The sequence below is a fragment of the Burkholderia sp. ABCPW 111 genome, assembly GCF_000773065.1.
Classification (GTDB): Bacteria; Pseudomonadota; Gammaproteobacteria; order Burkholderiales; family Burkholderiaceae; genus Burkholderia; species Burkholderia savannae.
In genome coordinates, this window is record NZ_JPWT01000121.1 from 74,235 (window position 1) to 95,709 (window position 21,475).

Here is a 21,475-nt window from a genome sequence, read left to right on the forward strand (position 1 = left end):
TCCCGCATGCCAACCGATTCCGTCGTTCACCAGCTCGCGATCCGCGCCGGCAACAAGCTGCGCGACGAGCACCTGACGCTCGCCACCGCCGAGTCCTGCACGGGCGGCATGATCGCGACCGCGATCACCGACATCTCCGGCAGCAGCGGCTGGTTCGATCGCGGCTTCGTCACCTATTCGAATGCCGCGAAGATCGAGATGATCGGCGTGCCCGCCGATCTGATCGACAAGCACGGCGCGGTCAGCGAGCCCGTCGCGCACGCGATGGCCGAAGGCGCGCTGCGCAACAGCCGCGCGCAGGTCGCGCTCGCCGTCACTGGCATCGCCGGGCCGGGCGGCGGCTCCGAGCACAAACCCGTCGGCACCGTGTCGTTCGGCTGGAGCAACCGGCTGCACACGTCGGTCGAGACGCTGGTGTTCAAGGGCGACCGCGAGCAGATCCGCGTGCAGGCGGCCGCGCACGCGCTGCGCGGCCTCATCAAGCTGCTCGAGGAAGAGGAGCGCTGAAGCGCGCGACGGGCGGCTCGCGGCTCGCGGCTCGCATCGACGTCATCGAATCGGACGCGATCGGACGCGCTACGGCGCGCGAAATGCGCGCAACGCGGCGGCGTCGAATGAAGCGCTCGAATGAACGGCGCAAATGAACTGCGCAAATGAACTGCGCGAATGAGCGGCGGCGAACGACGCCCGGCACCGCGCCGGGCATCGTCGGGGGCGGCGGCGATGTTCAGCGATGCGCGTTGATCGCGTCGCGGGTCTGCTCGGCGACGCGCGCGGCCGCGTCGGCGAAGTCGTCGTCGCGGCTCGCGTACAGAATCGCGCGCGACGAGTTGATCATCATGCCCGCTCCGTCGGCCGTGCGGCCCGCGGCGACGGTCGCGGCGACGTCCCCGCCCTGCGCGCCGATGCCGGGAATCAGAAGCGGCATGTCGCCGACGATCTCGCGCACGATCTCGATCTCCTTCGGAAACGTCGCGCCGACGACGAGCGCGAGCTGGCCCGTCTTCGCGTTCCACTTGTTCGCCGCAAGATCGGCGACGACCTGATAGAGCGGCCGGCCGCCCGTCTGGAGGAACTGCAGGTCCGAGCCGCCCGGATTCGACGTGCGGCACAGCACGATCACGCCCTTGTCCTCGTACGCGAGATACGGCTCGATCGAATCGAAGCCCATGTACGGATTGACCGTGACCGCGTCCGCGCGATAGCGCTCGAACGCTTCGCGCGCGTACTGCTCGGCGGTGCTGCCGATGTCGCCGCGCTTCGCGTCGAGAATCACGGGCAGGCCGGGATGCTGCAAATGGATGTGCGCAATCAGCCGCTCGAGCTGATCCTCCGCGCGATGCGCGGAAAAGTATGCGATCTGCGGCTTGAACGCGCTCGCGTACGGCGCGGTCGCGTCGACGATCTCGCGGCAGAAATCGAAGATCGCATCGGGCTGATTCTCGAGGTGCGCGGGAAACTTCGTCGGCTCGGGATCGAGGCCGACGCACAGCAGCGAATTCGTGCGCCGCCAGGCGGCGCGCAGCGATTCGATGAAGGTAGGCGTGGAAGACATGGTGCTCACTCGCGGCTAAGCGGTTAGGAAGGCGCGTATTTTACCTGTGTCGCGCCGGGCGATCGCGCGGGCGGCGTCGTGGCGGGGCGGCGGCGGCGCGCAGGAACGCGGATGCGAATGCGCCGCGCGGCGCCTGCCTGGCGCGGATTCGTACGATCATTCGTACGATCAAGCCGCGGCCGAATGCGCAGCGGCAGCTCGGAATCGCGCCGGGCGCCGCGCGCCGGGCGCCGAGCGGTCGTGCCGGCTCCGGGCGCGGCGCGCGAACGCCGGCGCGAACCGCGAACCGATCGCGCGCACGCTTTTCGAGCCGCGCCGCGCCCACCGCGCTCCCCGCACGCGCGCGAACGGTCGCGCGCGCCGAGATCGGCCTTCGCTATCCGATCGAACCGCGCTTCGACTCGCGCGCGACGGGCGCCGCCCGCGCGTCGGTGCGCGCGACCGTGAAGCGGAAACGCCGCGTCAAACGCTCGCCCGGCGCGAGCAGCGTCATGCCGTGCGCGTCGGCGCCGCCCGGCAGGTTCACCGCGTCGATCGGATGATCGACCGGCTCGAAGCAGAAAAACGGTTCGCCGGGCGGCGTGTACAGCACGTAGCAATCGGCGTCGGCCGTGACCGTCAGCGCGAGCCGGCGCTGCGGCCACGCGATCGTCGCGCCGCCGCCCCAGCCGGTGAACGCATGATTGACGAGCGTGTCCGGCAACGGATACGCGATGCCGAAGCGCCACGCGGCCGGCGCGCCGACATGGCGCGACGGCAGCCAGTCGGGCGTCGACAGCCATAGCCCGCTCGCCGCGGCCGCGAGTTCGGTCGACGCGTCGCGCACGATGAACGGATGCACGCCGAGCCCGAACGGCAAGCGCATCGCGCCCGCGTTCTCGATCGCGAGCGCGATCGAGAGCGTCGCGCCGTCGAGCGCGTAGACGAGCGTCGCGCGATACGCATACGGCGCGCTTTGGCTGCGATCGAGCGACAGGCACACCTGCGTGTCGCTCGCATCGTCGAGCCGCCAGTGCGCGAGCCAGCCGTCGCCGTGAATCGGCAGCGGCTCCGTCGCACGGTTGCGCGGCACGCGCACGAGCCGCCCGTCGCACTCGAAGCGCCCGCCGCCGATCCGGTTCGAATACGGCAGCAGCGGATAGCACGCGAGCTCGTTCGGATCGGTGCGCGCGCCGGGCGCGTCGCAGCGGCGGAAGATCGGCGTGAGCGCCCCGTCGCCGCGCCAGTCGAAGCGCGTGACGCCGCCGCCCAGATGCGGCGCGACATCGAGCCGCAGCACGTCGTTCGCGAGCGTCGCGATCGCCGTCTCCGTGACGCCCGCGCCGCGCGCGATCTGCGACGTCTGCGGCCCCGGGCTCACCAGGTGCGCGGCGGCCGCGCGCCGCGCCGTGCGCGTCTGCAAGGTCTGCACCGCCTCGGCTGCCGAGGATCGGCGGTGGGTCGCCGTCATGTTTCGGTCCTCCTGCTTGCGTCGAGCTTCGTTATCCGAACGAATGCTATGCCCAGCCGCCGTCGACGACGACATCCTGCGCGGTGATCATCCGGCTGTCGTCCGCGGCGAGAAAAAGCGCCATCCGCGCGAGATCGCCGGGCAGCAGCTCGGCGTCGATGCACTGCCCCGCCTTGATCGCCGCACGGCCCGCGTCGTCGAGCCACAAGCGGCGCTGCTTGTCGGTCATCACCCAGCCGGGCACGAGCGAATTCACGCGGATGCCGAACGGCCCGAGCTCGCGCGCGAGCGCGCGCGTGAGCCCCTGCACGGCGGCCTTCGCGGTCGCGTAGACCGGATAGCCCGCGTTCTTGAGCATCCAGCTGATCGAGCCGAGATTGACGATCGAGCCGCCGCCGAGCTCTTTCATGTCGTCGATCACCGCCTGCGCGGCGAAGAACTGATGGCGCAGGTTCACCGCGATGCTCGCGTCGAACGACGCGGGCGTCACGTCGGCGATCGCATGGCGCGCGTCGTTCGCCGCGTTGTTGACGAGCACCGCGATCGGGCCGATGCGCGCGCGGATCGTGTCGATCGCGCCGCGCAGCGCCGCGATCTCGGTGAGATCGCACGCGACGAACACGGGCGCGTGCGCCGCGTCGGACAGCCGCGCGGCGAGCGCCTCGCCGGCTTCGGCGTCGAGATCGACGAACGCGACGCGCGCGCGCTGCCGCGCGAAATGCTCGACGAACGACGCGCCGATGCCCGTCGCGCCGCCCGTGACGAGCACGGTGCGGCCGGCGAGGCTCGGGTAGCGCGCGTAACGCTCGTCTTGCGCATCCTGCGCGCCATTCGATTCGAAATGCGAAGAAATGTCGGTCATCAGACGTTCCCGAAAGGTCTCGAAAAAAGCGGCGCGCTCAATCGCGCGCGCCGCGATTCTTCAACTGGTCGAGCAGCACGGCGGCGAGCAGGATCGCGCCGCGCACGAGGTATTGATAGAACGCATCGATGTTGAGCAGGTTCATCACGTTCTCGACGGTGCCCATGATCAGCACGCCGATCACGACGCCCGAGATCGACGCGCGCCCGCCCGCGAGCGACACGCCCCCCAGCACGCACGCGGAGATCACGTTCAGCTCGAAGCCTTGCGCGGCGTTCGGCTGGCCCGACGTGATCCGCGACGCGAGGATCACGCCCGCGAGCGCGGTCACCGCGCCCTGGATCAGGAAGATGTAGACGCGCGTGCGCTCGACGTTGATCCCCGCGAGCCGCGACGCCTCCGGATTGCCGCCGATCGCGAGCGTGTTGCGGCCGTACACGGTCTGGTTGAGCAGCACGCCGAACACGACGAAACACACGAGCGTCACCCAGATCGGCAGCGACACGCCGAGGAACGACAGCCCGCCCAGCGCGATGAACGTCTCCGACGACACGCCCACCGCCTGCCCCTTCGACACGATGAAGCCGAGCCCGCGCACGATCTCCATCGTCGCGAGCGTCGTGATCAGCGCGTTGATCCGCAGATACGCGATCACCGCGCCGTTGACGAAGCCGATGACCGCGCCCGCCGCGACCGCCGCGCCGATCGCGACGAACGTGTTGTCGGTCGCGTTCAGCACCATCGCGCACAGCACGCCGGCGAACGCGACCGTCGAGCCGATCGACAGGTCGAAATCGCGCGACGCGAGGCAGAACATCATCGTGCACGCGACCATGCCGATCTGCGAGATCGACAGCGCGAGCCCGAGCATGTTGTCGATCGAGAAGAAATGATCGACGGTCAGCGACATCGCGACGAACATCGCCGCGAAGATCGCGACGAGGCTGTAATCGGCGACGTGCTGCCGCCAGCGTTGCCGGTCGTCGGCCGGCGCAACCGCCGCGTGCGCGGCGGCCTGGGGAAGATTCTCTCTCGCTTGCATGTCGTCTGCTCCTCTGCGGGGCGGCGCGGCCGCCCTCGTCTCCAATTCCTGAATCAGTCGTCGCGCGTATCGCGGGACCGTTGCGCACCGATCGCGCGCGCGTCATGCTTCGCGCTTCGTGCGTCACTCGTCATGCGTCGTATATCGCGCGCCGTGCGTCATGCGGCGCGCGCGGTCGCGCCCTGAGGCAGCGCGAGATTCAGCACCGCCTCTTCGTTCGCCTCGTCGCGCGCGAGCTCGCCCGCGATCCGCCCCTCGCGCATCACGACGATGCGATCCGACACGCCGAGCACCTCCGGCAGCTCCGACGACACCATCACGATCGCGCAGCCGCGCTTCGCGAGCTCGTAGATCACGCCGTAGATCTCGTGCTTCGCGCCCACGTCGATGCCGCGCGTCGGCTCGTCGAGAATCACGACCTTCAGATCCGGCTCCGCGAGCCAGCGCGCGAGAATCGCCTTCTGCTGATTGCCGCCCGACAGGAAGCGGATCTTCTGCCGACGGTTAGGCGTCTTGATCTTCAAGAGCTTGATGAAGCGCTCGGCTGTCTGCGCCTCGCGCTTGCGATCGAGGAAGAGCCCCGCGCGCAGCGTATGACGGCGGCAGCTGATGTTGATGTTCTCCGCAACCGACGCGTGCGCGACGATCCCCTCCTCCTTGCGATCCTCGGGGCACAGCACGATCCCGTGGCGGATCGCGTCGCCCGTCGAGCGGATGTCGAGCGGCTCGCCGTCGAGCGTGAGCGCGCCGCCCGTCCGGCGGTCCGCGCCGTAGATCACGCGCATCAGCTCGCTGCGCCCCGCGCCGACGAGCCCGAAGAAGCCGACGATCTCGCCCGCGCGTACGTCGAAGCTCGCGCCCGCGCGCAGCGCGTCGCCCTCGAGCGCGCGCGCCGACAAGCGCACGCCGCCGAGCGCGCGCGGCTCGTAGTGATAGATGTCGCTGATCTCGCGGCCGACCATCTGGCGCACGAGCGACTCGCGCGGCACGTCGGCGAGCGACGCGTGCGACGCGACCTGACGGCCGTCGCGAAAGATCGTGCATGCGTCGCAGAGCCGATAGATCTCGTCCATCCGGTGCGAGATGTAGATGAGCGCGCGGCCGTCGCGCCGCAAATCGTCGACGAGCGCGAAGAGCACCTCGGTTTCGCGGTGCGACAGCGAGCTCGTCGGCTCGTCGAGCGCGATCACGCGCGCGTTGCGCATGAGCGCCTTGCAGATCTCGACCATCTGCCGCTGCGCGATCGACAGCCGGCACAGCTTCGCCTGCGGATCGAGATCGACGCCCATCGCGGCGAGCCGCTCGCGCACGAAGCGCTGCGCGTCGCGCTTCCTGACCCAGCCGAGCACGTTCGGCAGCCGGCCGAGCAGCAGGTTCTCGGCGACCGTCAGATCAGGCACGTATTGCAGTTCCTGATGGATCACCGCGACGCCCGCCGCGATCGACGCAGCGGCGCTCGGAAAGCGCATCGCCCGCCCGTCGACGAGCACGCCGCCCGAATCGGGCTGATATTCGCCGCCGAGAATCTTGAGCAGCGTCGACTTGCCCGCGCCGTTCTCGCCCATCAGGCCGTGCACCTGCCCCGCGTGCACGTCGAACGAGATGCCGTCGAGCGCGCGCACGCCGGGAAAGACCTTGCCGATATTGTCAAAACGCAGTGCCGCAGCCACGTCGCCTCCGTCTACCGCCATCCGTATTGCCATTGCGTCGCCTCGCCCCATCGGGCGCATCGCGCACATCGTTCGCTACGCTCGCCGCGAGCGCCGCGCAACGCGCGACGCCCGCTTCGCGCGCACGGCGCATGCCGCTCACTTCGCCGCGAGCCCCATCGTCTCGCGCACGTGGCCGACGTTCTCGCGCGTCGCGAGCATGCCCGTCGTCAGCGTGAGCGGCGGCGGCGCCTTGCCCTGCGTGATCCACGCGTACATCAGCGCCGACGTCTCCTCGCCGTGGCGTTTCGGGCTGATGATCACGGTGCCGAAAAAGCCCGTCGGCTGCGGCTTCTTGAATTCGCTGAGCGCCGAGTCGGAGCCGCCGATGCCGATGCCGATCATGTCGGCCGCCTTGAAGCCGCGCCCTTCTGCCGCGCGCACCGCGCCGAGCACCGCTTCGTCGTTGAGGCCGTACGCGACCCAGTGCTTGAACTGCGGATTCTTCGTGAGCGCGATGTTCGCCGCGTTGAACGCGTTCTCGGTGTCGGTCTTCGCCTGCGGCGCGGCGATCACGTTCGCCTTCGGAAAGCCCGCCGCGACGAGCGCATCGGTCGCGCCCGTCGTGCGGTCGTGCGCGGTCGGCAACTGTTCGTACGTGATGTCGATCGCGCCGACTTCGTTGATGTTCCAGCCGCGCTTCTTGATCTCGGCCGCGATCCCGCCGCCGACCTGCTTGCCGATGTCGTACGCGGAAATGCCCATGTGCGGGACCGATTCGATCGGCTTGCCCGCGCCGTCGACGAGGCGATCGTCGACGGTCATCATCTTCAGGCCGTGCGACTTCGCCTTCGCGACGATGCCCGGCCCGAGCTTCACGTCGGGCGTGCAGATGACGAAGCCCTGCGCCTTCTGCGCGGCGAGGTTGTCGATCGCGCTCATCACCTTCTCGCCGGACGGCGCGCCGATCTTCACGAGCGTGAAGCCCCGGCTCTTCGCGGCGATCTCGGCGAATTTCCATTCGTCCTGGAACCACGGCTCCTCGGGCTGCTTGACGAGGAAGCCGATCTTCACGGGCTCGGCCGCGTGCGCGGGCAGGCCCGCCGCCGCGACCGTCGCGGCGGCCGCCAGTGTGATGAACGTTCTGCGCTTCATGTTGCTTGTCTCCTTGTTGTCTCCGTCACCGGATACGTCGGCCGCTTCGTCGTCTCGACGCGGCGCGTGCGACCGTCGCGCGCCGCCTTCGCGCGTATGCGTCCACGAGTGGACGACCGCGCGAATGAATCAGTCGTGATACAGCACCGAACGCCCGCCGTCGATCGTGATGCAGCTCGCGTTGATGAACGGCGCTTCGTCCGACGCGAGAAACACCGCGGTCATCGCCACTTCGTCCGCGCGCCCGATCCGCTTCATCGGCTGCAGCGCGAGCGTCTCGCGCCGCGCGGCCTCGGGGTCGGGCTGCGCGCTCCACCAGTCGCGCGTCGCCTGCGTCTCGATGTAGCCGGGCGCGATCGCATTCACGCGCACGTTGCGCGGCGCGTATTCGATGCCGAGCGCGCGCGTGAGACCCAGCACGCCGTGCTTGGCGACCGGATACGGAAAGCAGCCCGGAATGATCTTGAACGCATGCGTCGACGCGATGTTCACGATGCTGCCGCGCCCGCGCTCGACCATGCCGGGCAGCGCCGCGCGACAGCCGTTCCAGACGCCGTCGAGATCGACCGCGAAACAGCGCCGCCAGTCTTCGTCGGTGAGCGAGAGCGGATCGCGGAACACGTTGATGCCCGCGTTGTTGACGAGCACGTCGAGCGGGCCGAACGCGCGCTCCGTTTGCGCGAGCGCCGCCGCGACCGACTCGGCCTGCGCGACGTCCGTCGGCACGGCGAGCACGCGCGCATCGGCCACATCGCGCGCGATCGCGTCGACGGTCTCTTCGGCGAGCGCCGCGTCGAGCTCCGCGAGCGCGACGGCCGCGCCTTCCTGCACGAACGCGCGCGCGATCGCCGCGCCGATGCCGCGCCCCGCGCCCGTCACGAACGCGATCTTGCCCGCGAGCCGGTTCACCGCGCCGCTCCGTTGCGGGCGATCTGCCATCCCTTGACGAACGCCCGCGCGCGCGAGGCTGTGACGTCGGGCGTCTGTCCGGGCGCGTACAGCGCGGAGCCGAGGCCGAAGCCGTTCGCGCCCGCCGCGAGATACGGCCCCATGTTCTCGGGCGTGATCCCGCCGACCGGCACGAGCGGCACGCGCGCATCGATCACCGCGCGCCACGCCTTCACGGCGACCTGGCCGAGCTGCTCGGCCGGAAACATCTTCAGCACGTCCGCGCCGTTCGCGAGCGCGGCGAACGCCTCGGTCGGCGTCGCGACGCCGGGCGCGCAGCCGATGCCGAGCGTCTTCGCGCGGCGCACGACGTCGCCGTCCGCATGCGGCATCACGATCAGCTCGCCACCGGCGCGCACGACATCGTCGACGTATTCGGCGCGCAACACCGTGCCCGCGCCGACGATCGCGTCGGCGGGCAGCGCGGCGCGCAACGCGGCGATGCCGTCGAACGGATCGGGCGAATTGAGCGGCACCTCGACGATGCGAAAGCCCGCTTCGTACAACGCGGCGCCGTGCGCCGCCGCGTCCGCGGGCGTGATCCCGCGCAGGATCGCGATCAGCGGACACGCGTCGAACGCGCGCATCAGGGCGCGATGCGGCGCATACGGCGCGGGAAAACGGAGTGCTTCGGCATCCATCGACATCTCATCTCCTCCAGCAGCTTCGCGTCGAAACGTGCTGCGTCTATTGCGACGTGCAGACGGCGTCGCCCGCCGCGCCGACGAGCCCGGCCAGCGTCGCGATGCGCCACAGGCCGCGCTCGGACGCACGCTCGACGATGCGCGCCTCGCCGCAGTCGAATTCGGCCAGCGCGCGGCGATAGCGATCGCACAATGCGCCGTCGCCGACGAGGCGCGGAGCGAGCGCGGCAAGCGATGCGCCGTGGCCGTCGAGCAGCGCGTCGAGCGCGTTCAGCTCGTGACCGATCAGCAGTCCGGACAAATAATCGCCCTGCGCTTGCGGCGCGAGCTGCCCGGTCAGGCCGAGCGTGCGCGTGCTGAACAAGGTCGCGAGCAATCCCTCGCCGCGCTTGCGGCGCGCGATCCGCACGCCATGCGCGAACGCGGGCCAATCGGGCGCGTCGCTCGGCTGCATCGTGCGGCCGAGAATCGTGTGCCCGCGCAGCGCGGCGTACAGCTCGCCCGTCATGTACGTGCGAAACCACTCGATGCGGCCGTCGCGCACCCACGCCCATTTCGCGTGCGTGCCGGGCAGCGCGATCAGCACGCCCGCTCGCTCGTGCGCGAGCGACGGCTCGGCCGCGAGCGCGCCGACGATCTGCGTCTCCTCGCCGCGCATCACGTCCGGCAACTCGCCCGGCTCGAGCGCGCCCGGCACGATCGCGAGCGACGAGCCGCGCGCGGTGCGAAGCCGCACGAGATTCGATGCGAACACGTCGGCGTCGGCCGGCATCGTCACGTACGGCGCTTCGCGCCAGCCCTGCGCGCTGCCGACCATGCCGGCCGCGAGCGCGGGCACGTGCGGCGCGCGATCGAGCCATGCGCCGCACGCGCGCTCGAACGCCGCGTCGAATGCCTGCGACGACGATGCGCCCTGCGCATCGGGCAAGCTCATCACGCCGGCGGCAAGCGCGCGCGTGTCGAGCACCGAGCCGTCGGCGGCGAACAGGTACGCGCGCAGCGACGTCGTGCCCCAGTCGAGCCCGATCAGCGCGGGCGCCGCCGCGTGCGCCGTCATCGCTTGATCCTGCGCGTCGCCTGCGGCGCGCTCCAGCCGAGATCGGCCGAAATCGCGCGCGCGCCGCGCTGCACGAGCGGCACGAGCTCGTTCATGCGGTCGAGCGACATGTACGGAATCGTGCTCGCCACCGACAGCGCGGCGACGATCGCGCCCGACGCGTCTCGCACCGGCGCGGCGACACAGCGAATCGACGTTTCGTTCTCCTCGAGATCGAACGTGTAGCCGCCCGCCGCGTAGTGCGCCATCCGCTGCAGGAACGTGCCGACGTCGGGGCGGCGATCCGGCTTGAAGTTCACGCCCGCGAGCGCGCGCTTGGACGCCTCGAACAGCGAGCGCCACGTGTCGGGATCGAGGTCGAGCATCATCGCCTTGCCGATTCCCGTCGACGCGAGCGGCATCCGGTGGCCGATCCGCGAGCGCATCTCGAGGCCGCGCGTGCCGGGAATCTTGTCGATGTAGAGCACGTCGTCGCCGTCGCGCACGCCGAGGTGAATCGTGTCGAGCGTCGCTTGCGCGAGCGCCTCGAGATGCGGCCGCGCAACCGCCGTGAGCGGCATCTGCTCGAGCGCGATCGTGCCGAGCTCGATCAGCTTCGGACCGAGCAGATAGCCGCCTTGCACCTGGCGCAGATAGCGCGCCTGCACGAGGCTGCTGACGAGGCGGTGCGTCGTGCTGCGCGTCGTGCCGAGCGCGGCGCCGATCGCGCGCATGTCGCGCGCGCCGCCCGCGACCGCCTCGAGAATCGCGAGCCCGCGCAGCAGCGTCTGCGTGCCCGCCTGCTGCGCGGCGAGGTCGAGCGGCGTGCTCGTCGCGCCGATGCTGTCGGCGAGCGCCGCGTCGGACATGTCGGTATGGACGGCTGTCGCGCCGTTCAAAGCAAGCGTCATGGGCGTCTTGTTCATGGTGCGATGAACTCCGGCAATTCAGACGCGCGAGCCGCGATTTCGCGGCGGCCGCACATCTGCCGAAGCATTTCGATGTGCTTCGGATTGTAGGGGGGCCTGCAGCAAGCTCCAATATCTGAATGAAGCTCTCATATATTGGGAATCCAGATCATACCCGCGAGACGGCCGCGCGCATGAACGCGCATGAAAAAAACGGGCTGAGCCGAATGCCCGGCTGAGCCCGTTCGATGCGCACCCCGCGCTCCTCGTGGGGTAGACGATGCGCGGCGCGCTTACTGCTGCGTCACGCTCTGCGATTGGATGTAGCGCTGCACGTCGGAGAACGACACGCGCCCCGTGTGGTTCGCGTCGATCTGCTTGAAGTTCTTCGCGACGTAGCCGAGGCCCGCCGCCTTCGCCTGCGCTTCGGTCAGGCCCGTATTGTCGGCGTCGGCCGCTGCGAACTGGCGCTGCAGCTTGCGCACGACCTGCGCGTGCAGCGCGGCGCCCGACGTCTGTGTGCCGGCCGTCGGCTTGCGCGCGGCGGGCGGCACGTACGGATCGCCGAGTTGCGCCTGCGCGCGGCGATCGGGTTGCGCGCCGCTCGCCGCCTGCTGCGCGAGCGCCGCTTGCATGAAGAGCGCGAGGCCTGCGGCGGCGAGCGCCGACCAGGCAAATGCCGAATGGATTTTCATGTCAGCTCCGATGAGAAATGGGGTCGTCATGGCTCGTCGCGCGCCGCGCATCATGCGCGCGGCGCGACCAGCGGTTCAGCATCGTTCGACGTCACCGCGCGACGGGCGTCGCGGCATAGAACGTCGCCAGATCGGCTTTCTCCCGCGGCCGCGACGTATCGTCCAGATAGACCATGTGTCCGCCCTGGTAATCCTTGATCGTCAGGTTGGGCTGCGCGCCGAGACGGGCGAGATCGAGCTCCGTCTGATAGAACGGCGTCGCGATGTCGTGATAACCGTTCAGCGACAGCACCTTCAGCGCAGGATTGAGCGTGAGCGCCGTGGCCAGATCCGGGATCGTGTCGGGCAGATCGAGACCGTCGTGGCTCCAATCCCACGAATTGATCGCGTTGCTCTCCACAGCATAGGCCGACTTCGCCGAGTACTTCAGCACGTTCGGCAAATAGGTACCGATCGTGTCGGTGAACGGCTTCGTGATGAAGCTGCTCGACGGATCGCCGTCCGCGGCGAGCGGACTGTTCGTCGGCACGTTCACGCGCGCGTCGTAGCGGCCGATCAGCGTGCCCGGGATCAGCGCGAGCTGATAGCTGTTGTCGTACGTGGTCGGCAGCAGGTTGAAGTTCGCGCGCCAGAGCGACGCGGCGGCGCCCGTCGAATTCGACATCGTCGTCACGAGGCTCTGCGACGGCTGCGTGTTGCTCGCGAGATACGCATCCACGGCCGGCGAATAGGTGCCCGCCGTCAGCAGGCGCATCTGGTCCGCGTATTGCGGCAGATTCGACGGGTTCGGATTGTCGAGCCGGTAGTACGCGCCGACCGTGCCGTAGCTCGGCACGAAGCCCGCGCAGCTCACCGCGCTCGATCCGTTGTTCGAATTGCCGACGGAGTTGCTCGCCATGTCGCAATTGCTGTTGTAGTTGAGAATCGACGACTGCAGCACGATCCCGCCGAGCTTCACGCCCGCCGTCTCGAGCAGGTTCGCGAGCACGTCGGTGCGCGGCGTGCCGTACGATTCGCCGAACAGGTACTTCGGCGAATCGTTGCGCTGATTCACCTGCAGATAGCGGGTCACGAAATCGCGAAATGCTCCGCCGTCCTGATCGACGCCCCAGAACGTCTGGTTCGTGTTCGGCGCGATCGCTTCCGAGAAGCCGGTGCCGATCGCGTCGACGAACACGAGATCGGTCGTGTCGAGGAGCGTTTCCTGGTTGTCGACGAACGGGAACGGCGTCGGGCTGTTCGCGTTCGGATCGCCGGTCACGAGGCGCTTCGGACCGAACGAGCCGAGGTGCAGCCAGACCGTCGACGAACCCGGGCCGCCGTTGTAGAAGAACGTGACGGGACGCTTGCCGAGCGGCTGGTTGTCCGCCGTGTACGCGACGTAGAAGAACGATGCTTCGGCGGCGCCCGTCTGTGGGTTGCGGGCGCTCAGGTGGCCGGCAGTCGCCGTGTAGTTGATCGTCTTGCCGTTCACCGTGATCTGGTGATGCGTGATCGCGGCGTTCTCGGTCACGGCGGAAGGCGACAGCGATGCGCTCCCGCTCGACGAATAGCGGTTGGGATCTTGGTAGGGCTTGTCCGCGCCGGAGGAAGTGCCGGTATTGCTCGAACTGTCGGCATTCGCGGCGACGCTCGCAGCGGGGCCTCCGTCATCCCCGTTGCACGCTGCGAGGAGCAGCGAAGAGAATACCGCGGCTAATAACAGCTTCGTTTTACGTGCTGGCATAGTCGTCTTCCTTCTCTCGTGTTGTTTTCCAGAGCGGCCGGATAGGCGCCCCCACCTTGCTCGATCGGCCCGATAAGCCAAGGCGTCGGCCAATATACGCGACAAGCTTCGATTTGAAAAATAGCGAAACATTTGAAAGAAATCAGGCTTACTTTATTCTTTCGAATTCGAATTTCGATTTGAACGGAATCGATATGAAATCGGGCTTTCGAGCCGTGTTTTGTCAATCCGATCGCCACAAAAGCGCCGATCGAACGGATTTTTTATTGCTCGATTCGCACTGCGGAGCAGAACTAATCTGGTGACCGAAATAAATTGAGGAATTACCCGAATTCCGGATGTATCGATTTTGAAAGATTTGTAGAAGCCTGAATAGCGGAATGGTGTGCCGCAGGATGCGCGCGCGCCGGCCGCATGAAGAAACGCCGCCCGATCGACGCGCACGCGCGGAAGAAAACGGAAAACGCGGGCGGCCCGGCCGCCCTTACTGCGACGCCGGCAATTCCGCCGCGCCCATCCGTCGCGCGATCACGCCCGCGCGCTGCGCAAGATAAGGCGAGCCGCGGTGCGCATCGAAATACCTAGGATTCGGCAGCATCACCGCGAGCCGCGCCGACTGCCATGCGGAGAGCCGGCTCGCGGAAATCCGGTAGTAGTACTGCGCGGCGGCTTCCGCGCCATACACGCCGCGGCCGAATTCGACGGAGTTCAGATAGATCTCGAAAATGCGCTCCTTGTCGAGCAGCGTTTCGAGCATCCACGCGATGACGAGCTCCTGCCCCTTGCGGATATAGCTCCGCTCGCCGGACAGGAACAGGTTGCGCGCGAGCTGCTGCGTGATCGTCGAGCCGCCCGACACGATCCTGCCGTGCGCGCGGTTCTTCTCCCACGCCTGCAGGATCGCATCCACTTCGTAGCCCGAATTGTTTGCGAAATCGGCGTCTTCGGATGCGATCACCGCGCGCTTCAGGTTTCGCGAGATCTTGTCGTACGGCACCCATCGATGCCGGATCGCTGCGGCGGGCCGCTCGGCCGACAAGCGCCACGCGTCCGCGCGCATGAACGCGCTCGAGCCCGGATCGATCACCGTCCAGAGCGCGATCTGCGCGAAGTAGTAGAGCTGCGTCGCGAGCCACGCGCCGGCGAACACGCCGCCTGCGTACGCGAGCCAGCGCGCGAGGCCGCGCCGGCGCGCGCCGGTCGCGCCGCGTGCCGGCGCGAGGCCCCGGCCGGGCGTAACGGGACTGTTCCGCACCCCGCCGCGCCTCTCGCGCTCAGTGCGCCGCCGACGCCGCGAGCGCGGCCCGCAGTGCGGCGAGCACGGGCGCGCTGTCGGGCCGCACGCCGCGCCAGATATAGAACGACTCCGCCGCCTGCTCGACCAGCATCCCGAGCCCGTCCGCCACGCGCGCGCCGAGCGCCGCCGCGTGCTCCATGAAGACGGTCGGCCGCGCGCCGTACATCATGTCGTACGCGAGCGTCGACGGGCCGAACGCCGCCGCGTCGCACGCGGGCAGCGCCGCATCGAGGCTGCCCGCCGTCGCGTTGACGATCACGTCGTACGGCTCGCGCGCGACCCGCTCGGGCCCGCCGCCCGCGAGCACGCAACCCGCGTCGTGCGCCGCCTGCGTGAACTGGCCGACGAGCTCTTCTGCCTTGCTCGCGGTCCGGTTGACGATCGTGAGCGACGCGGGCGCGCGCTCGAGCATCGGCAGCACGACGCCGCGCGCCGCGCCGCCCGAGCCGAGCAGCAGGATGCGCGCGCCCGTCAGGCTCACGCCGAGATTCGTCTCGATGTCGCGTACGAGGCCGACGCCGTCGGTGTTGTCGCCGAAGATGCCGTCTGCGTCGAAGCGCAGCGTGTTCACGGCACCCGCCGCCGCCGCGCGCGGCGACAGCGTGTCGGCAAGCGCGTAGGCCTCGAGCTTGAACGGTACGGTGACGTTCACGCCGCGGCCGCCCTGCGCGATGAACTCGCGCACCGCGGCCGCGAAGCCGTCGAGCGGCGCGAGCAGATGCGCGTATTCGATCGCCTCGCCCGTCTGATCGGCGAAGCGCTCATGGATGAACGGTGACTTGCTGTGCGCGATCGGATTGCCGATCACCGCATAGCGATCGCGCGTGCGCGCGGCGGAATCGACGGTCGCGCTCATTTCGGCTGCTCCTCGCCGCTCGCGGACGCTTCGCCGTCGCCGTGCGCCGCGCCGCCCGCCTCGGCAAGCGCTTCCGCCTCGCTTTCGGCCGATTCGTCGGCCGCGTCGAGCAGCACGTCGTCGGCCGCTTCGACGTCCTCTTCATCGTCGGCCGGCTCGCCGCCCGACACCGTCGGCGCGTCGAGCACGCCGAGGAGCCGCACCGACGCCTCGATCGTCAGCTCGTCGACCGACATCACGTCGAGCAGCACGCGCGTGCCGCGCGCATGCACGCCGAGCGCGGGCACGTGCAGCAGCAGCGGTACTTCGTCGAGACGCACGAGATCGCCCTTCACGACGGTCGCGTTCACCTGCTTGCGGCCTTCCTGCTTGATCCAGCGCAGGCACCAGAAATATTCCATCCGCCGCTGGTGATCGGCGTAGGCGGCATACGTGTCGTCGAAGCCCTGCACGACCGCGTACAGATCCGCGTCCTTCTGCTTGAAAGGCGCGGCGAGCTTCGCGGTCACGCCGTGCTGCACGCAGGCGAGCAGTTGCCATTGATTGACGAGGTCGACGTAACGACGCAGCGGCGACGTGCTCCACGCGTACTGCGGCACGCCGAGCCCTTCGTGCGGCGCGGCGCTCGTCTGCATCCGCGTGCGCTTCGGCCCGCTCGGCATGCCGAACGCGCGCTGCGTGCGATAGATGCCGGGCACGCTGTGATCGTGCAGGAACGCGCCCCACGTCGAATTCGCGAGGATCGCGAGCTCGGACACGATCAGATCGAGCGGCGAGCCGCGCCGGCGCGGCGTGATCGACACGCGCTCGTCTTCGACGTAGAAGTTGTAATCGGTGTTGCGCTGCACTTCACGCCTCAGGCCATAGCCCGCGCGCGCGACCTGGCGCCGCTCGAAGAGCGCCTGCGCGAGCGGCCAGAGCACTGCGATGTCGTCCTTGTGCGGATAGTCGCCCGTGCCCGCCGCGAGCGCCTCCTCGGTGACGAGCTCGTCGAGCGTGTTGTGCCGCAGGTTGCTCTTCACGTACACGTATTCGGCGCGCGTTTCGTTCGCGACGATTTCCTGCGTGTCGCGCTTCACGATGATGTACAGCGACAGCGCCGGGCGATAGTCGCCTTCCTTCAGCGTGAACACGTCGACGACGTCGTCCGGCAGCATCGTGATCTTGTCGCCCGGCATGTAGACGGTCGACAGCCGCGCGCGCGCGATCGCATCGACCGCGTCGCCGCGCGCGACGCCGAGCGCGGGCGCCGCGATGTGCACGCCGATCCGCACGCGGCCGTCGGTCAGATGCTCGACGGAGAACGCGTCGTCGATTTCGGTCGTCGTGATGTCGTCGATCGAGAACGCGTTCACGTCCGCGCGCGGCAGGTCGTCGGGCAGCTTGCCCACCGCGACGGTCGGAAAGCCCGTGCCGTGCGGGAAGTATTCGGCGAGAAAGCGCGCCTCGTGCAATGCGCGCGCGGACGCAACGCCGCCGCAGTCGAGCATCAGGCGCGCGGGCGACACGCCGCGAGCGAGCGCCGCCGCGTCGAGCGCCTTGTATTCGATCGAGTTCTTGTCCGGCTTCGTCAGGAGGTTGAGCGCCTTGCCGGCGAACGCGTCGGGCAGCTTGCCCGCCTTCAGCTCCTCTTCGTAGCCGGCCTGCACGAGCGCCTGCTGGCGCTTGCGCTCCAGCGCGGCGAGCGCCATCTTCAACTGCTCTTCGGGCGCGCGCTGGTACTGTCCGCGCCCCTTGCGGCGGAAATAGACGGGCGAGCCGTGCAGGCGCAGCACGAGCGCCGCGCGCTCGACGGGGCCATAGCTCGCGCCGAAATATTCGTCGGCGAGCGTCGCATACGCGAATTCCTCGGCGGGCGCGCACTCCCACAGAAAGTCCAGATCGATCTGTTGCGCGGCTTCATCCGCCTGTTGCATCAGCTCGCCCGCGGCAGGTTTCTCGAATTCGATCAGCACATCCTTCGCGCGCACCTTTGCGCGCCGGCCGCCCGGCAATTCGACCTGAAACGCGTCGCCCTGGCGCGACAGCACGCTGCCCGCCTTGAAACTGCCCGATTCCTCGAAGAAAACGTTCACTCAGTACTCTCGTCTTTCGTTCAGACTTCCGCGCGCCGCGCTTCGCTTCGGAAGCCGTCGACGCCGCGTGTGGTGTATAAGGTGCCGCGCGCCGGACTTCGCGTCCGGCGACGGTCTATCCGGCGTCACAAAATGCAAGAACGTCGTCGATATAGTCGGCAAATTCGCTGATTCCGTGATCGCTGCCGTCGATGACGCGTGTTCGCGCGCCCGGGTAGTGCGCAAGCATCTCGCGGTAGTCGAGCACTTCGTCGCCCGTCGCCGCGAGCAGATAGTAGCGCTCGGGCCGCGTGATCGCCGCGACGCGCAGCGCGTTCAGCTCGTCCAGATGATGCGGCTCGACGACAATCGTGCCGCCGCCGTGCCAGAGCGGCTGCTCGCCGAGATGGCGACGCAGGTCGCGCTGCGGCTGCGTCGCCGGATTCAGCAGCACCGCGCGCCAGCCGTGCTTTTCCGCGAGCCACGTCGCGTAATAGCCGCCGAGCGAGCTGCCGATCACGGTAACGTCGCGCACGGGCACGCCCGCGACTTCGGCCTCCACCGCCGCGATCGCGTCGAGCGGCGCGACCGACAGCGTCGGGCAGCGCCATTCGTCCGCGCGCCCGAGCTCGGACAGCCGGCCCGCGAGCGCGCGCGCCTTGAACGACTGCGGCGACGAGCGGAAGCCGTGCAGATACAGAATCACGCGCCGCTCCGTGGCGTCGCCGCGCCGCCGTGCGCCGACAGCGCGTCGAGCAGCTTCTGGTGCACGCCGCCGAAGCCGCCGTTGCTCATCACGAGCACATGGTCGCCCGGCCGCGCGGCCGCCGTCACCGCCTTCACGAGCGCGTGCAGATCGTCGAATGCTCGCGCCTTGTCGCCGAGCGGCGCAAGCGCGTCGGGCAGGCTCCAGCCGAGCGCGTCGCGGCCGGTCGGCGCGCCGTAGCCGAACACGAGATCGGCGTCGGCGAGGCTCGCCGGCAGTTGCGCCTTCATCACGCCGAGCTTCATCGTGTTCGAGCGCGGCTCCAGCACCGCGAGGATTCGAGAATTTTGGCAGCCGATACGCGCACGAAGACCGGCGATCGTCGTTTCGATCGCCGTCGGATGGTGTGCGAAATCGTCGTAGACAGTCACGCCGTCGACGCTGCCGCGCACTTCCATCCGGCGCTTCACGTTGCGAAACGCCGCGAGTGCGGCGGCCGCCTGCGCGGGCGGCACGCCGACGTGGCGCGCCGCGGCGATCGCGGCGAGTGCATTCATCCGGTTGTGCTCGCCCTGCACTTGCCAGTCGACCGCACCGATTCGCTCGCTGCGCCAATAGACGGCGAAGCGCTCGTCGATCGGCACGCCGTCCTCGGCGGGCAGCGCCTGCCAGCCGCCGTCGACGCCGAAACGCTCGACGTCGCTCCAGCAGCCGCGCGACAGCACGCGCTCGAGCGCATCTTCGCAGCCGTTCGTCACAAGCCGGCCGCCCCCCGGCACCGTACGCACGAGATGATGGAATTGCGTTTCGATCGCGGCGAGATCCGGAAAGATGTCGGCATGATCGAATTCGAGGTTGTTCAGGATCGCGGTCCGCGGCCGGTAGTGGACGAACTTCGAGCGCTTGTCGAAAAACGCCGTGTCGTACTCGTCCGCCTCGATCACGAAGAAGCTCGAATCGGTATGCCGAGCGGACACGCCGAAGTTCAGCGGCACGCCGCCGATCAGGAAGCCGGGATTCAAGCCGGCGTCTTCGAGAATCCACGCAAGCATCGAGCTCGTCGTCGTCTTGCCGTGCGTGCCGGCGACAGCGAGCACCCACTTGCCGGCGAGCACATGCTCGCCGAGCCATTGAGGACCGGACACGTACGGCAGCCCCCGGTCGAGGATCGCCTCCATCAAAGGGTTGCCGCGCGACACGACATTGCCGATCACGAACAGATCGGGCTTCAGGTCGACCTGTTCGGCGCCGTAACCCTCGATCAGCTGAATGCCCTGCGCCTCGAGCTGCGTGCTCATCGGCGGATAGACGCCCGCGTCGCAACCCGTCACGGTGTGGCCCGCCGCGCGGGCGAGCACGGCGAGACCGCCCATGAAGGTGCCGCAGATGCCGAGAATGTGGATATGCATAGAGCTTCGCGCCGCATGGGCGTAGTCGAATCGGGAGCCGGCCGCGCTTCGCGCCGGCAGCCGGAAAAACCTGCGCGTCGTGGCGCTCGCGCCGCCGCGCAAAGGGGGCTATTGTAACTGACGGCTCCGACGCGAACGACGCTTGACGCAACCGCCAGGTCGCTCGGCACCGATCTAGTATGATTGCCGGATCATGTCTCGCAAAACCCTACTCGATCCGCGGCGCGTGCGCGACGAAATCGCGCTCGCCGCGGCACGCCTGATCGCCGAAGACGGGCTCGACTACGCCGGCGCGAAGCGCAAGGCCGCGCGCCAGGTGCTTGGCGAAAGCCGAATTGCCGGCGAATGGCTGCCGGATAACGACCAAATCGAAGAAGAACTGCACGAATACCTCGCGCTCTTCCAGGGCGACACGCAGCCCGCCGAACTGCGGCGGCTGCGCGTCGTCGCGCTCGCGTGGATGGAGCGGCTCGCGCCGTTCAATCCGTACGTCGCGGGCGCGGTGCTGAACGGCACGGCGAACGCGCACTCCGACATCCATCTGCAGACGTTCAGCGACAACCAGAAGGACGTCGCGATCTATCTGCTGAACCAGAACATCCAGTACGACGTATCCGAAACCCGCCACTTCGCGGGGCGCGGCGACGTCGAGACGCTCAGCTTCCTGTGGCGTGAGGCGCGCGGCGCGGAGCCGGTCGGCATCCACGTCGCACTGTATACGAGCGACGACTTGCGCGGCGCCGTGAAGGCCGACGCCCGCGGCCGTCTGTCGCGGGCCGACGCGCAGGCGCTGCGCGCGCTCGTCGACGCGTCGCCCTCCTCATCAACCGAATCTTGAACCGAATGAACAGCAAAGGGATTTTCGCAGGCGTCGTGGTTGCTGCCGTCGCGATCGCGGGCGGCCTCGTCGCCGGCCACTGGGTGCGCGGCAGCGCGGCCGACGGCGGCACGCAAGCCGGTGCGCCGGCGGGCGGCCCCGCCGCGAGCAACGCGGTCGACGCGCTGTGGGCCGCGTCGTATCCGGACGTCGACGGCAAGCCGCAAGGGCTCGCCGCCTTCAAGGGCCAGAAGGTGGTCGTCAACTTCTGGGCATCGTGGTGCGGCCCGTGCGTCGAGGAGATGCCCGAACTCGTGAAGCTGTCGCAGGAATACGAGAAGAAAGGCGTACGTTTCGTCGGGATCGGCGTCGATTCCGAGCAGAACGTGAAGAACTTCCTGAAGAAGGTGCCGGTCGACTATCCGATCTTCGTCAGCGGCTATGCCGGCGCCGATTTGGCCCGCAATTTCGGCAACACGGCGGGTGCACTGCCCTTCACCGTCGTCATCGACGAAACGGGCAAGGTTCGCGAGACAAAATTGGGGCAAATCCACCCGGACGAGCTGAAACGCACGCTCGATACGCTCTGATCCAGCCCGGCATACTACCGGCGCGTTGCCGATACTTGGAATGTCGATGGCGACAATTTACGCGAAGTTGACCGAT

20 protein-coding genes are annotated in these 21,475 nt (G+C 68.5%); 3 read left to right on the forward strand and 17 right to left on the reverse strand.

From position 1 onward, the window contains the following. The first annotated feature begins 6 nt into the window (after positions 1 to 6). Positions 7 to 507 (forward strand): CinA family protein, encoded by a 501-nt coding sequence (locus X946_RS26980; protein WP_038754303.1) that lies wholly within the window; start codon positions 7 to 9, stop codon positions 505 to 507. Positions 508 to 727: 220 nt separating this feature from the next. Here X946_RS26980 and pyrF read toward each other — a convergent pair whose 3' ends face one another. The 17 genes from pyrF to mpl form a co-directional block, all read right to left on the reverse strand. Then, a complete protein-coding gene (gene pyrF, locus X946_RS26985; protein WP_038754306.1) occupies positions 728 to 1,555 on the reverse strand; it encodes an orotidine-5'-phosphate decarboxylase in 828 nt (275 codons plus the stop codon). 376 nt (positions 1,556 to 1,931) lie between these two features. Next, complete coding sequence (locus X946_RS26995) at positions 1,932 to 3,005, reverse strand: aldose 1-epimerase (protein WP_038754311.1); 1,074 nt, start codon at positions 3,003 to 3,005, stop codon at positions 1,932 to 1,934. 46 nt (positions 3,006 to 3,051) lie between these two features. Continuing rightward, entirely contained in the window at positions 3,052 to 3,867 is an 816-nt protein-coding gene (locus tag X946_RS27000; RefSeq protein ID WP_038754314.1) for an SDR family NAD(P)-dependent oxidoreductase, read from the reverse strand. A 37-nt stretch (positions 3,868 to 3,904) separates the two neighbouring features. Next, positions 3,905 to 4,909, reverse strand: coding sequence for an L-arabinose ABC transporter permease AraH (gene araH / locus X946_RS27005; protein ID WP_038754317.1), 1,005 nt, complete (start codon positions 4,907 to 4,909; stop codon positions 3,905 to 3,907). 158 nt (positions 4,910 to 5,067) lie between these two features. Next, positions 5,068 to 6,579, reverse strand: a complete 1,512-nt coding sequence (gene araG, locus X946_RS27010) for an L-arabinose ABC transporter ATP-binding protein AraG (RefSeq protein WP_038754536.1) — start codon at positions 6,577 to 6,579, stop codon at positions 5,068 to 5,070. A gap of 138 nt (positions 6,580 to 6,717) precedes the next feature. Beyond that, positions 6,718 to 7,713, reverse strand: coding sequence for an arabinose ABC transporter substrate-binding protein (locus X946_RS27015; protein WP_038754320.1), 996 nt, complete (start codon positions 7,711 to 7,713; stop codon positions 6,718 to 6,720). 129 nt (positions 7,714 to 7,842) lie between these two features. Further along, positions 7,843 to 8,622: an SDR family oxidoreductase gene (locus tag X946_RS27020; protein WP_038754539.1), complete on the reverse strand. Its 780-nt coding sequence runs from the start codon at positions 8,620 to 8,622 to the stop codon at positions 7,843 to 7,845. Further along, positions 8,619 to 9,308, reverse strand: a complete 690-nt coding sequence (locus X946_RS27025; RefSeq protein ID WP_161788709.1) for a 2-dehydro-3-deoxy-6-phosphogalactonate aldolase — start codon at positions 9,306 to 9,308, stop codon at positions 8,619 to 8,621. Before X946_RS27025 ends, X946_RS27020 begins: the two co-directional genes overlap by 4 nt. 40 nt (positions 9,309 to 9,348) lie before the next feature. Continuing rightward, positions 9,349 to 10,362, reverse strand: a complete 1,014-nt coding sequence (locus tag X946_RS27030) for a 2-dehydro-3-deoxygalactonokinase (RefSeq protein WP_038754326.1) — start codon at positions 10,360 to 10,362, stop codon at positions 9,349 to 9,351. Beyond that, positions 10,359 to 11,267, reverse strand: coding sequence for an IclR family transcriptional regulator (locus tag X946_RS27035; RefSeq protein WP_038754329.1), 909 nt, complete (start codon positions 11,265 to 11,267; stop codon positions 10,359 to 10,361). The genes X946_RS27030 and X946_RS27035 overlap by 4 nt, the downstream gene beginning before the upstream one ends. A gap of 275 nt (positions 11,268 to 11,542) precedes the next feature. Further along, positions 11,543 to 11,944 carry an EF-hand domain-containing protein gene (locus tag X946_RS27040; RefSeq protein ID WP_038754331.1) on the reverse strand — a complete coding sequence of 134 codons (402 nt, stop codon included), beginning with the start codon at positions 11,942 to 11,944 and terminating at the stop codon, positions 11,543 to 11,545. Positions 11,945 to 12,035: 91 nt separating this feature from the next. Then, entirely contained in the window at positions 12,036 to 13,670 is a 1,635-nt protein-coding gene (locus X946_RS27045) for a S10 family peptidase (protein WP_038754333.1), read from the reverse strand. A gap of 484 nt (positions 13,671 to 14,154) precedes the next feature. Then, positions 14,155 to 14,925, reverse strand: a complete 771-nt coding sequence (mtgA, locus tag X946_RS27050; RefSeq protein WP_038754336.1) for a monofunctional biosynthetic peptidoglycan transglycosylase — start codon at positions 14,923 to 14,925, stop codon at positions 14,155 to 14,157. A 19-nt stretch (positions 14,926 to 14,944) separates the two neighbouring features. Further along, positions 14,945 to 15,823, reverse strand: coding sequence for a shikimate dehydrogenase (aroE, locus tag X946_RS27055; protein ID WP_038754339.1), 879 nt, complete (start codon positions 15,821 to 15,823; stop codon positions 14,945 to 14,947). Next, the gene (locus X946_RS27060) at positions 15,820 to 17,898 is read right to left on the reverse strand and encodes a ribonuclease catalytic domain-containing protein (protein WP_038754341.1); all 2,079 of its coding nucleotides are present in this window, start codon (positions 17,896 to 17,898) and stop codon (positions 15,820 to 15,822) included. Before X946_RS27060 ends, aroE begins: the two co-directional genes overlap by 4 nt. Positions 17,899 to 18,013: 115 nt before the next feature. Further along, positions 18,014 to 18,583 carry a YqiA/YcfP family alpha/beta fold hydrolase gene (locus X946_RS27065; protein WP_038754343.1) on the reverse strand — a complete coding sequence of 190 codons (570 nt, stop codon included), beginning with the start codon at positions 18,581 to 18,583 and terminating at the stop codon, positions 18,014 to 18,016. Next, a complete protein-coding gene (mpl, locus tag X946_RS27070) occupies positions 18,580 to 19,992 on the reverse strand; it encodes a UDP-N-acetylmuramate:L-alanyl-gamma-D-glutamyl-meso-diaminopimelate ligase (RefSeq protein WP_038754346.1) in 1,413 nt (470 codons plus the stop codon). Before mpl ends, X946_RS27065 begins: the two co-directional genes overlap by 4 nt. Before the next feature lie 193 nt (positions 19,993 to 20,185). Here mpl and X946_RS27075 point away from each other — a divergent pair, with 193 nt between their 5' ends. Further along, entirely contained in the window at positions 20,186 to 20,830 is a 645-nt protein-coding gene (locus tag X946_RS27075) for a hypothetical protein (RefSeq protein WP_038754349.1), read from the forward strand. 5 nt (positions 20,831 to 20,835) lie between these two features. Further along, positions 20,836 to 21,399: a TlpA family protein disulfide reductase gene (locus tag X946_RS27080; RefSeq protein ID WP_038754352.1), complete on the forward strand. Its 564-nt coding sequence runs from the start codon at positions 20,836 to 20,838 to the stop codon at positions 21,397 to 21,399. Positions 21,400 to 21,475 lie beyond the last annotated feature (76 nt).

Excerpts from the sequence above, each read along its gene's own strand:
- X946_RS26980 (WP_038754303.1), top strand. The coding sequence starts at position 7 with ATGCCAACCGATTCCGTCGTTCACCAGCTCGCGATCCGCGCCGGCAAC.
- pyrF (WP_038754306.1), bottom strand. The coding sequence starts at position 1,555 with ATGTCTTCCACGCCTACCTTCATCGAATCGCTGCGCGCCGCCTGGCGG.
- X946_RS26995 (WP_038754311.1), bottom strand. The coding sequence starts at position 3,005 with ATGACGGCGACCCACCGCCGATCCTCGGCAGCCGAGGCGGTGCAGACC.
- X946_RS27000 (WP_038754314.1), bottom strand. The coding sequence starts at position 3,867 with ATGACCGACATTTCTTCGCATTTCGAATCGAATGGCGCGCAGGATGCG.
- araH (WP_038754317.1), bottom strand. The coding sequence starts at position 4,909 with ATGCAAGCGAGAGAGAATCTTCCCCAGGCCGCCGCGCACGCGGCGGTT.
- X946_RS27015 (WP_038754320.1), bottom strand. The coding sequence starts at position 7,713 with ATGAAGCGCAGAACGTTCATCACACTGGCGGCCGCCGCGACGGTCGCG.
- X946_RS27025 (WP_161788709.1), bottom strand. The coding sequence starts at position 9,308 with ATGTCGATGGATGCCGAAGCACTCCGTTTTCCCGCGCCGTATGCGCCG.
- X946_RS27030 (WP_038754326.1), bottom strand. The coding sequence starts at position 10,362 with ATGACGGCGCACGCGGCGGCGCCCGCGCTGATCGGGCTCGACTGGGGC.
- X946_RS27035 (WP_038754329.1), bottom strand. The coding sequence starts at position 11,267 with ATGAACAAGACGCCCATGACGCTTGCTTTGAACGGCGCGACAGCCGTC.
- X946_RS27040 (WP_038754331.1), bottom strand. The coding sequence starts at position 11,944 with ATGAAAATCCATTCGGCATTTGCCTGGTCGGCGCTCGCCGCCGCAGGC.
- X946_RS27045 (WP_038754333.1), bottom strand. The coding sequence starts at position 13,670 with ATGCCAGCACGTAAAACGAAGCTGTTATTAGCCGCGGTATTCTCTTCG.
- aroE (WP_038754339.1), bottom strand. The coding sequence starts at position 15,823 with ATGAGCGCGACCGTCGATTCCGCCGCGCGCACGCGCGATCGCTATGCG.
- mpl (WP_038754346.1), bottom strand. The coding sequence starts at position 19,992 with ATGCATATCCACATTCTCGGCATCTGCGGCACCTTCATGGGCGGTCTC.
- X946_RS27075 (WP_038754349.1), top strand. The coding sequence starts at position 20,186 with ATGTCTCGCAAAACCCTACTCGATCCGCGGCGCGTGCGCGACGAAATC.
- X946_RS27080 (WP_038754352.1), top strand. The coding sequence starts at position 20,836 with ATGAACAGCAAAGGGATTTTCGCAGGCGTCGTGGTTGCTGCCGTCGCG.